Consider the following 10268-nt stretch of genomic DNA (forward strand, 5'->3'; position numbering starts at 1 on the left):
TCAGAATCATATCAAGGATATTCTGGATTTATGCATGATGCGACGCGAATGGGGCCAGATCCCTCCAACGGCATGGGAGATGGCATGCGATGAGTATGGACATCAAGTGATTGCCACCGCCTTGGGAAAGGCACTCAAGAATTTAACGGCGCACCACCGAGCGCACATAAAACATGCGACCGAGTCACTCCATATGCCCGAGCCGCTCGCAACAGCGCTCATCACAGAACTGGCACCGGAATGGCTTGATGAACTCTTGGCAGCGAACATGGCCAAATAGGCGACGACCTTTCTCGCTTCCCGGCAAACACTCGATCTCGGCAAGCTTTATTTCATCGCATCACGAGCCATTAACGCATTGGCGGTGTTGTAATCAGAAGCTGCATCCGCCCTCTTTCATTTGAAGTGGTCATTTTCGAGAGTTCTTCCTGAAGTTATCGGCTCCACCATCAAAAGCTGAAACTGGGTAAACTTGACCCTCAGCACTCACCCCACATTTCACGCACCCATGCCCAACTTATACGCTCTTGCTCCAAGCGAAGCCGGTCCCCCCAGTGGTGCGCTATCAGCCCTTGATAGACTTGTCCTTCTTCTGCCGTCAGCCGTGGTAGTGTCGCTCGGGTCGGGGTCCGCTCGGTGACAGCCAGGGCTAGGTGGGCTTCGAGTGTCGCCTCATCCATCAAGAGCGAATGAGCCTTGGGGTAATGAGCGCGCAGGCGGTCAAGGATGGCGAATCCATGGGTGTCGATATCGCCCCAATAAGTGAGGCGCGCCTTGGCCAACCAAGAAATGCCCGCCAGCCGCTCTATAGCCATGCCTAACCCGAAGATAGCCACCGTTCCCTGACGAGGCTCAAGGGCCCAGCCGGTCTGCTGATTTTCAACAATCAGCACCTCCTCAGGCTGCCAATCGAAGGCAGCCAAGGCATCTCGCTCCAAGTGCAGCAGATGAACACCGCCCAAGCGAGCGGCGAGTCGTTGATCGAGCACCTTGATGGGTATCATCAGAGGTGATGGGCACAAACCAGTGGACTGATAAATGTCGTCGCTATCACCCCCGCCTTCCGTGTGTAAAACTTTCCACCAGCGCAGCACCCGCCCCCGGTGAGCTTCTAACCACTTAGTATCCATGCCGGCCAGGGGGACCTGGCGGGGGTAAAGGCCGCTTCTTGGGTTGGCGTCCAGCCAGTCGAGCAGTGCAATGAGACGATCGAGATCCTCTTCGTCTACTGCGTCAAGCCAGTCAACCTCCGCAGCCAGACGTTCGGTCAAAATGGGCCAGCGAGTACTCAGTCGAGAGAAGCGAGATGTCAGGCGCTGCCAGGCATCGGCCTGCCCAAGCGCGGAGGCAACCTCGCCAGGTGCAGCGAGCAACAGTCGTGTTGGCAGCTCCTGACGTCCCAACCCTGGCCATTGACGCACCTGCCACTCGACCCAAGCAGCAAGCGGTGAACGCCGCCATGCGGATATCCATGCCTCCACAGCGGACCAGTGGTCTCGCGCCTGTTGCTGAGTAGGCACCCCAAGCGCGAGCCCCAGCGGCCACTGACCGTCACCACACAACCAACGACCGCGTTGGTTGCGCCAACGCTTGGTCAGCCGTGTGTAAAGTGTCTCAGGGTCAGTCAGCGGCATCGGCGTCTCTCTCGGCAGCGTGATCGCCCCGGCCCGGTAGGTCCAGGCATCCGACCTCCACGTTGTAGGCTACAGGCAGCAGCGCCGAACGATTGCGCTCGCTGATCTCCACTAGGCAAGCGCCACCAATGAAGGGCTCGAGGGTACTGATCGACTTGAGCGGCGTGGCCACCACCATCTGAAAGCCAAAGCGCTGGAAGATACGCATGGCGGTGGCGGTGAACTCATGGTCCGCCTTATCGAAGGCTTCATCGAGTACCACGCTGGCATAGCGTGGCCAGCCCTCATCGCCTCCCAACTGGAAGCTCAGCGCCGCCGCCAGGCAGGTGGTGGCGAGCTTCTGGCGCTGGCCACCAGACTTGCCAGCTCCGGAGCGAAACACCTCCAGTTGGTGGTCCTCGGCGTCGAGCTCAATAGCCATGAATTCCACGTGGAAGCGTACGTCCAGCACCTGCTCCCGCCAGCGCTGTTCTTCTGCGCTGCGCCCCGTCAGCTGGGCCACTAGCTCGCGGAGCTGAGCGAATTGTGCCTCGGCATGCTCGGTGTCGTCGGTCGACTGGTGGCTGAGGATTTCTGTGAGCTGGCGGCGGAAGTCGCTGACACGGGGAAGCTCACGATCGATCAGTCGGATTTTCAGGTGAGTGCCGGGATTGAAGCTTGCCTGAGCGAGGCTGGTGTTGACGTCATCCAGGCGGCTGCGGATCAGCTTGCGGGCATTACGCAGCTCGGTTTCGAGCGCCACCAGATTCTGACGGCTCTGTCGGTTGAGCAGCTCGAAGAAGCGTGCTTCGAAGGCAGGCAAGTTGTCCTGCTCGATGCGTGCGAGACGCTCGAAGTAGCCATCGGCGTCAGCCAGGTCGGTACCATGGTCGCTGGCCTCGGCGTGGAACTCGCGCTGAAAGGCCTCGAAGGCCGATGTGATCAGGCTCTCGTCCTCCTTGGCGTCAAGGGCGAGCCGGTTGATTTCCTTCTGCAGGGCGTTGTCGACCCGGCGCAGCTGTTGCTCCAGATTGTCCAAGGTGAGCTCACCCGCCTCGAAGCGCGCCGACAGCCGTTCCCGGCGGGTCTCGTCCAGCTCGAGGTTACGCTCCCGGCATTCGGCCAGGCGCCGCTCACGCTGTTGTTGCTCCTGCTCCCGGGTCTTCAGGGTAGCGCGCAGATCGGTTAGTCGTTCGTGATGCTGATCGCGTTGGTGTCGCGCCTCAGTGAGCTGTTGCTCAATGCTTGCCAGGGCGTCGTTGCCCTCACGTAGCTCTCGAAGTGCCTCGCTGACGTCGGCCTGCCGCTCGCGTAGACCGGCAACATCGACCTCCTCCCAGCGTGTCCCGAGCAGTCGGTGGCAGGCTTGCTGACGATGGCCGGAGCGCCGCTGTTCCTGGTCGAGGGTGTCCAGGGTCTCGGCGATCTCGGTCAGCTCCGCCCCCAGGGTCTCCGCCTCTTCCTCGAACAGCGCCAGCTTCTCGCGATTGTCGAAACCCAACACCCACGCGCGCGGATCATCGAGGGCGATGTCGTCGGCTTTCTCGAACCGGCTGTCGTCTTCGCGAACCAGACCGGCGCGGGTCACCGCCCGGACGTGGCGGGCGAGCTCATGGGACTTCTCCACGCAGTGGTGGTCGTAATCCTGTTGCAACCGATCGGCGAGCCAGTCGCGCCAGGCATGGTCCGGCTTGATGGTGAGCCGAGCCGGCAATTGATCGGGTCCAGCGGTGCCGTGGTGCCTCGGTCGGGTATCGGTGTCGACACGTTGCCAATTCAGACGGTCCCCCAGGTCGGTGGCCTGGACATGGCGCTGCAGGGCATCGGCGCGGCGCCCCTCCACCAGGAGCGTCAGCGCCAGCGGGCGCAGCACCCGCTCGATCGGGCCGCGCCAGTCGTGCTGGGCCTTGTCGACCTGCAGCAGCTCACCGGCGAATGGCAGAGCATCTTCGCCAAGGTTGAGCGATCGCGCCAGCTCGCGGCGCAGCACCTGCAGGTTAGCGGGGATGTTGCTTGGCCGACGACGCAGTGCGGTGATTTCTTCAGTGAGACTTGCCAGGCGCCTCTCCAGGGCGTTGCGACGGGTGATCAGATCGTCGCGCTGCTGCTGGTCCTCGGCCTGGGCCTTTGCCAATTCGTCCAGCCACTGCTCGGCGCGGGCCTGGTGTTCGCCAAAGCCCGCGGCATCTCGCACCGGGGGCAGGTCCAGCGTCTCCAGATCGCGATCAAATTCAGCACGACGAGGTAGAGCGCGGGCCAGATCATTGTCGAGCCGCTTCAACTCGCGCTCCAGGCCGGCGATAGCATCGCCCCCTTCGGCACGGCGCCGATCCTTGAGATCCTCGATCCGGAGGTCCAGCTCAGCCAGGCGCTGCTCGGTTTCTTCTATGAGTGCCTGGTCGGCGGCCTGTTGTTGAGCCAGCGACTTCAGGCGGTCCTCGAGCAGCGCCTCCTCGCGCTCCAGGCGGTACTCCTCCAAGGCCTCGCGGTCAGCCTCCAGGGCCAGGGCGTCGGCTCGGGCGGCCAGCCAGCGCTGGTGGGCCTCCCGTGCGGGACGCAGCAGGTCGCGCTGACGGCGTGCCTTGACCACCGCCTGGTGGGCGGCATCCAGCTCGTCGAATTCCTCCACCAAGCGCTCGGCGGTGGTGAAGGTCTCGGGGCGGTCGAGCATGAAGTGGCGCAGAAACTCGTTGAGGTCGCCAAGGTTCTTGGCGGACTGGGTCTTGTGCAGCAGGCGCAGGGCGGTCTCGCTCTCGATGCCCAGCAGGTGGCGGAAGCGCTCGGCATAAGCGGCGAAGTTGCCCTCGACATGCTGCACGTCAGTGAGGCGCTGTTTGAGCCGGCGTAGGTCCAGGTCGAAGCCCTCCAGCTCGCGCAGTGAGAAAGCACGCTCGGCGAGCATGAAGTGCTTGCGCAGGCTCTGCGCGGCCGTGGCGGTGCCGGCGACCCAGTAGAGGTGCACCAAGGTCACCGTCTGGCCCTGCGGCGTGGCGAAGGTGAGTGCTAGGGCGGACCAGGTGGCGCCGGGGCGCAGGTACTGGGTGGCGACCTCGCCAGTGGCGTCATCCTCGCGGTCTGCCCAGGCGCCGCGCACATAGGAGACCAGGTTGCGGTCGCGACCGCGCCGTGCGTTGTCCCGAGCGGCGGCGTTGAAATCGACCCAGCGCGGCGGGGTCAGCAGAGTGGAGATGGCATCCAGCAGCGTCGACTTGCCGGAGCCCGAGCGGCCAGTGATCAGGAAGCCCTCTCGGGCCAGGTCCAATTCGTGCAGACCATCGAAGGTCCCCCAATTGAACACCGCCAGGCGGGTCATCCGGAACTGGGCCGCTTCAAGGCTCTGCGCCAGGGCTTCGGGATCTTCGAACAAGCCTCCCTGCAGGGTATTCAGCTCCATGCCGACTCCTCGTCATCATCACTGTCGTCTTCCGGCCGCTCCTCCCAGGCATCCTCGGCGGGCGGTGTACCAAGGTCGTTCTCGGCCAGGCGCCGGTACTCGCTGTTCAGGGCGTGAATCTCCTCGGCAGAGAAGAGTAGTTTGAGGATCGGAGACACCTCGAAGCGGCTGTCGCTACCGCGCAGCTTACGCAGGATGCTGTTCTTCTTGGCCTTCTCGATGGCGGCATCGACCCGCTTGCGATGGCCGAAGGCGTCGGTGCTGTCCTGGCGGCGGAAGGGCGCCAGCTGTGCGTGGAGGTCGTCGAATTCAACCACAGCGCGCTCGCCCTGGCGGGCGGCCTCCATCAGCTGCTGGCGCAGGTGCAGCAGCAAAGCCGAGTCGATCAGGGTCAGCCGGGTACTGCGTAATAGGCGCGGGGCATCCAACTCGCCGGTATCGGCCTGGCGCACGAAGGCCACTTCCTGCTCGCTGTCCACCACCAGCGTTAGAAACAGCTCGGAGAGCCTGACCCGAAGGCGCGCTTCCTCACGTAGCAGTACCGGCCACAGCTGGCCATGGCGGTGGGCATCGAGCACCGGGCCGCTGAGCAGCTTGACCAGCACCCGGCGGGCCTCCAAGGGAAGACCACCGTGGTCACCGGGATAGAGGCCTTCCGGCTCCTCTCGGGGCTCGCCTGGTTCGGCTTCCAGAGGCTCGTCACCTTCCAAGGAGGGAACGACCGGCACGTCCCTGGGGGCATCAGTCGAAGAGCTCATCACAGTTCTCCCGTTCGAAGATCATCAGGGGCAGGTGTCCCCGGCGGGTCAGGCCATCGCTGCCTGCCCAGCTCACCGCCTCGCGCTCGCCGCGGATGGGCGTGGCATGACGGTGGGCCAGTACCAGCAGACCGATGATGCTTCCCAGGCCCTGATCAGGTGGGTAGTGATCGAGGACCTCGGCCAGAGTCAACCTTGGGTATTGAGCCAGCAAGTCGCGCAGCTGGCGGGTCAATGTGGTGAAGTCGATCTCGGCCTGGCGCACCAGGTGGCCGATGCTCTCCAACGAGAGTTCGGCGGCCTCCCCCTCGTCCATCTGACCGCCGACTCGGTGCTGCAACGGATCATAGAGCCGCCACTGGGAAGGCGAGGCGATCTCAGCGCTGGTCAGAGTCAGATCCTGGCCCAAGCGGGTCAGGGGCGGCAGGTTCCGCGAGAGTTTCAACGCCTGGCGCTGGGCCTCGCGTAGTCGGGCGAGCAGTCGGCGCTGCTCGCGGAATTCTCCACTCTGCACAAAATGCTTGAGACTGCGCGCGAAGCGCTGCTGCACCTCGTGGACCTCTCCACCACGCTTGAGTAGCGCTTGGGGCAGATACATCAGGAAACGCCGCGCGGCGGGGTCCAGAATCTCAACGAACTCCCGAGCCAGCAACTGCTCAAGGGCGTCCTCTAGATCGGCGTTGGCCACCGGGTCGGTGAGCAACTGCCAGAAGGCTTCGAAGCTGCGGCCTGCTTCGCTCTCCGCGATCACATCGACCCCGTCGAACAGCGCCTCCAGCACCTCCCCACGAGCCTTCTCTTCTTCCAGCAGCTGCTCGCGCAACTCGCGGTGCAGCGAATCGAAGGCCTGAGCCACCTGGCCAAAGTCACTAGTCAACTCGCTGGCCAGATCGAGAATTTCACGGGCCCGCTCAAGTGCTCGCTCGGGTGCCATGGGTTCCAGCTCGCCGGCCTCCAGCGCCTCTAGCTGGGCATCGAGGCGTTCTCGCTGATCTAGCAGATGGCGACGGCGCCGCTCAGTGTCTGGGTCGGTCTCGTCGGCTAGCTGGCGCAACTGCTGGGCCACCAGCGACAAACGGCTTTCGGTGGTAGTACTGCGCGGCGAAGCCATGCCTCGGATGATCTGGATCGCCTGGATGGCAGCGGACGAGAGGCGGTACTCCTCCTCGTTGCTGTCGGCAGGTAGGAAACGCTCTAGATACCCTGACGCCAGCCAGTCGCTGACATAGCCGCGACTACTCTGGGGCAACTCCACGCCGGTATCACGCAGGGCTTGGAGGTCACGTTCTACCCGCTCCAGGAAGAGCGAGGCCGGTAGACGGGAGTCGCTACCGTGGAGATGGGACTCCAACAGGCCGAGAATGACCGGGGCATGCTGGGCACCAAGCAGGCGCCAAGTGGTGGATTCACGGAGGCGCTGGTAGCTCAGAACCTGGCGATAGGAACTCATGCATCTCCTTTAAATCAGCTACAGCTTGCCCGCACAGTAAGAAGCGTCGGAACGACCCAACGGCCACAGCGCCTCAATCCGGTATACCCACCACCACAATCAGTGTGCGACAGATGGGCCCGTATATCGACTCACCATCGATCCGTGCGGCCTACACTGGGCGTCGCCCTCCTCAATCCTAGCGAACTGCCCCAACTCTGCGCACGTAGCTGAATGGCAATGCAGGGAACGAGCCATTCGTCAGGTCTTCAGACATGAAGGTGACTGGCAAACACCCTCCACATTTAACCATCGGCTTCAGGGACAAATTACAACTAAAGACACCCAGAGGCATACCGTTGAAAATCTACCTCAATCGCCTCATCGCCACTCTGCGCCTTCTCGAAGTACCTCCGTGCGTGAACCAGCCTTCAACGTGAGTCATCCCCGGATGGGTGCCCGGCATCGCGTAGATGCGCCGCCGATGTATGAGGGACATCACGGCTTTATCATCAATTATCAATGTTTTGATAATTGATCGGTTTGGCCGTAAAAGGACGTAAAGTCCTGCGTGCCGAGGGCACCAACACGCTGACGGCGACACCACTGGCCCGCCTTCGTCGAGTCGCGTGCTGGCCGACGTATGCCCAAGCCCTGATAGAGGGACTGACCGTGCGGGCGGCAGCACGGCGCTGCGGCATCAGCAAGAATACGGCCTTTCGCTGGCGACACCGGTTTCTGGCGCTGGCCGCTCAACATCACGACACCCGGGAAACGGGCATCGTGGAAGCCGATGAGACGTTCTTTCTGGAATCCTTCAAGGGACAGCGCCACCTGCCACGACCACCGCGTCAACGCGGTGGCGTGGGCAAGACGCGAGGGACGGGACCTGAACAGATTCCGGTGATGGTGGTACGCGATCGAGAGGGTCATACGGCGGACTTCCTCCTGGACAAGCTCGATGCTCAGCATATCCAGGACGCCCTATCTCCCCTCATCGATCAGGAAGCGGTGCTCTGTACGGACGGTGCCAGCGTGTACTCGGCCTTCGCCCGCCGCCATGGCATCACTCATCAGGTGGTGCATGCCAGGCCTGGACAGCGCGTCCGCACGGGGGCCTTTCACATCCAGAACGTCAATGCTTACCACAGCCGCTTGAAGGGCTGGATGCGCCGTTTCCATGGCGTCGCCACCCGATACCTCGTCAATTACCTCGGGTGGCGACGAATGCTGGAACGCTACGCCCTGGCGATACGCCCGGTTCACTGCCTTCAAGAGGCAGTGGGGCGCACCGAACAACATTCGATGGGGACATAGCCATTCCAGTGCCTCGCGAAAGCTCTCCAGGGGTTGGGGGAAACGGTCACGGAGGTCGATGACCCTGTCGGCAAAGATCCGGGCTAGCGAGCGGGTCTGTGGGAGGATGTGAGAACGGTGTCATGGGGAGGCTACCCAGCTGATGATATGGCTATCAGGGTAGCCCATGGCCACCGCGGTCTACCGTGGGTTGCTCCCTCACGGGCACCTGCGTCAGTCCACATCAGCCACCTCGGCAGATCATCAACGTCTGGGATAACGACATAGATCAGACCTCCTGATCATCACACGGGACCCGACATCTATCTTTGTGCTCATGCCTGCCTCATGAATATCCCGGGCTTAGGGGGTAAGTTCGAGTACAGGAATGGTCGTTCACCCCTGCTTGGCTGGCTGACATTCTCTTTGCGCTTTACATTTTTTGTGATCTTAAGGTACACAATTATACCAATCTACAAAGAAGTGAGCGGCAAGCTCATTGATATCATGCTATTATGTGTTCCATGAGTACACATAAAAAAGAAAAGCTAAAGAGTATCCTTGAAGCCGTCCCTCCCGGCTTCATAGTGGATTCTGGCTGGCTGGAGCGCCATGAGATCAGCCGCTTCCTCGCACGCAAATACGTGAATCGCGGCTGGCTGGAGCGGGTGACTCGTGGCGTTTTCCTGCGTCCGGCCCCGGATACGGGAGCCCCCGATACAATTGACTGGAAAACCTGCCTGCTCTCGCTACAGCACATCATGGCCTACGACGTCCATGTCGGCGGCATGACAGCGCTCGCGCTGCAAGGCTATAGCCATTATTTACCGCTCGGCGGACACGCGCCGGTTTGGGTCTATGGCGAAGACATACCGAACTGGCTGATCCGACTACCGTTAAACGCATCGCTGAACACGCGCACAACCCCGCTCTTCTCCGAACCCTCACTCGGCCTCACCAAGGAAGGGTCCGACACGACAAGTGCCCTGCCCTGGGACTGGCCACTGACAATGTCATCGCCCGAAAGGGCGATCCTGGAAGTCATGGACGAACTGCCTGACAATGAGAGCTTCCACAATCTCGACATGGTATTTGAAAGTCTGACCACCCTTCGCCCGCGCACGCTTTCCGCGTTGCTGCATAGTTGCAGAAAGATTAAGGTGACGCGGCTGTTCTTCGTCTTTGCCGATCGCCACAACCACCCGTGGCGTAAGCGCCTCGACCCGCAGGAATTCAACTTAGGAAGCGGCGACCGTGCTCTGGTCAAAGGCGGCAAGATACACCCGCGCTATCGCATCATGGTGCCGGAAGAATTCGCCATAAGGGAGGCAACTGATGGCGCGTGAAGATTACACATCGCAGGTCGCCCTGCTCGTACGCGTTCTCCCCTATGTCGCCGAAGAAGAGATTTTCGCACTGAAAGGCGGCACGGCCATCAACCTGTTCTACCGCGATCTCCCACGCCTATCGGTTGATATCGATCTGACCTACCTGCCGGTTAAAGACCGTACTGAAAGTCTGGCCGAGATCAACGCAGCGATGGACCGCATTGCCTCTGCCGTCGCGCGCGGCATCAGGGGGGCGCAGACACAACGCATCAAAGGCGGCGGTGGCGGTGCCACCCGCGTGCTAGCACGACTTGGCGGTGCGGAGATCAAGATCGAGACCTCGCCGGTCCCACGCGGCGTTGTCCACGAACCTAACATCCGTGCGGTGTCGGAAGCCGTCGAGGATGAATTCGGCTACGCGGAAATCCAGATCGTCTCATTTGAAGACCT

The 10268-nt window shown here is 61.9% G+C and carries 6 protein-coding genes and 2 pseudogenes; 4 read left to right on the plus strand and 4 right to left on the minus strand.

What is annotated here, in order from left to right:
• A pseudogene (locus tag UYS_RS18600) lies at positions 1-280 on the plus strand (hypothetical protein); the annotation flags it as partial.
• Positions 281-479: 199 nt separating this feature from the next.
• Here the strand turns inward: UYS_RS18600 and UYS_RS0216570 are convergent.
• Genes UYS_RS0216570 through UYS_RS0216585 form a run of 4 tightly spaced genes read right to left on the minus strand, consistent with a single transcriptional unit; the run spans position 480 to position 7215 of the window.
• Entirely contained in the window at positions 480-1634 is a 1155-nt protein-coding gene (locus UYS_RS0216570; protein WP_040478816.1) for a Wadjet anti-phage system protein JetD domain-containing protein, read from the minus strand.
• Positions 1621-5007: an ATP-binding protein gene (locus UYS_RS17660; RefSeq protein ID WP_016856638.1), complete on the minus strand. Its 3387-nt coding sequence runs from the start codon at positions 5005-5007 to the stop codon at positions 1621-1623. The genes UYS_RS0216570 and UYS_RS17660 overlap by 14 nt, the downstream gene beginning before the upstream one ends.
• Complete coding sequence (locus UYS_RS0216580; RefSeq protein WP_083868180.1) at positions 4998-5765, minus strand: DUF4194 domain-containing protein; 768 nt, start codon at positions 5763-5765, stop codon at positions 4998-5000. The genes UYS_RS17660 and UYS_RS0216580 overlap by 10 nt, the downstream gene beginning before the upstream one ends.
• Positions 5749-7215 carry a DUF3375 domain-containing protein gene (locus UYS_RS0216585; protein ID WP_016856640.1) on the minus strand — a complete coding sequence of 489 codons (1467 nt, stop codon included), beginning with the start codon at positions 7213-7215 and terminating at the stop codon, positions 5749-5751. The genes UYS_RS0216580 and UYS_RS0216585 overlap by 17 nt, the downstream gene beginning before the upstream one ends.
• A 561-nt stretch (positions 7216-7776) precedes the next feature.
• Between UYS_RS0216585 and UYS_RS17665 the strand changes: the two are divergent.
• The 3 genes and pseudogenes from UYS_RS17665 to UYS_RS0216600 all read left to right on the plus strand — a co-directional run.
• Positions 7777-8511 (plus strand): annotated as a pseudogene (locus UYS_RS17665) (IS1595 family transposase); the annotation flags it as partial.
• A 503-nt stretch (positions 8512-9014) separates the two neighbouring features.
• Positions 9015-9836 carry a type IV toxin-antitoxin system AbiEi family antitoxin domain-containing protein gene (locus UYS_RS0216595; protein ID WP_026068638.1) on the plus strand — a complete coding sequence of 274 codons (822 nt, stop codon included), beginning with the start codon at positions 9015-9017 and terminating at the stop codon, positions 9834-9836.
• Positions 9826-10268 (plus strand): nucleotidyl transferase AbiEii/AbiGii toxin family protein (locus UYS_RS0216600; protein WP_016856643.1); only part of this gene is annotated, 443 nt, incomplete at its 3' end. The genes UYS_RS0216595 and UYS_RS0216600, both read left to right, overlap by 11 nt.

The sequence above is a fragment of the Halomonas smyrnensis AAD6 genome (assembly GCF_000265245.1).
Taxonomy (GTDB): domain Bacteria; phylum Pseudomonadota; class Gammaproteobacteria; order Pseudomonadales; family Halomonadaceae; genus Halomonas; species Halomonas smyrnensis.

Bases quoted from the DNA above. Each gene is read 5' to 3' on its own strand.
- UYS_RS0216570 (WP_040478816.1), bottom strand. From the start codon at position 1,634: ATGCCGCTGACTGACCCTGAGACACTTTACACACGGCTGACCAAGCGT.
- UYS_RS17660 (WP_016856638.1), bottom strand. From the start codon at position 5,007: ATGGAGCTGAATACCCTGCAGGGAGGCTTGTTCGAAGATCCCGAAGCC.
- UYS_RS0216580 (WP_083868180.1), bottom strand. From the start codon at position 5,765: ATGAGCTCTTCGACTGATGCCCCCAGGGACGTGCCGGTCGTTCCCTCC.
- UYS_RS0216585 (WP_016856640.1), bottom strand. From the start codon at position 7,215: ATGAGTTCCTATCGCCAGGTTCTGAGCTACCAGCGCCTCCGTGAATCC.
- UYS_RS0216595 (WP_026068638.1), top strand. From the start codon at position 9,015: ATGAGTACACATAAAAAAGAAAAGCTAAAGAGTATCCTTGAAGCCGTC.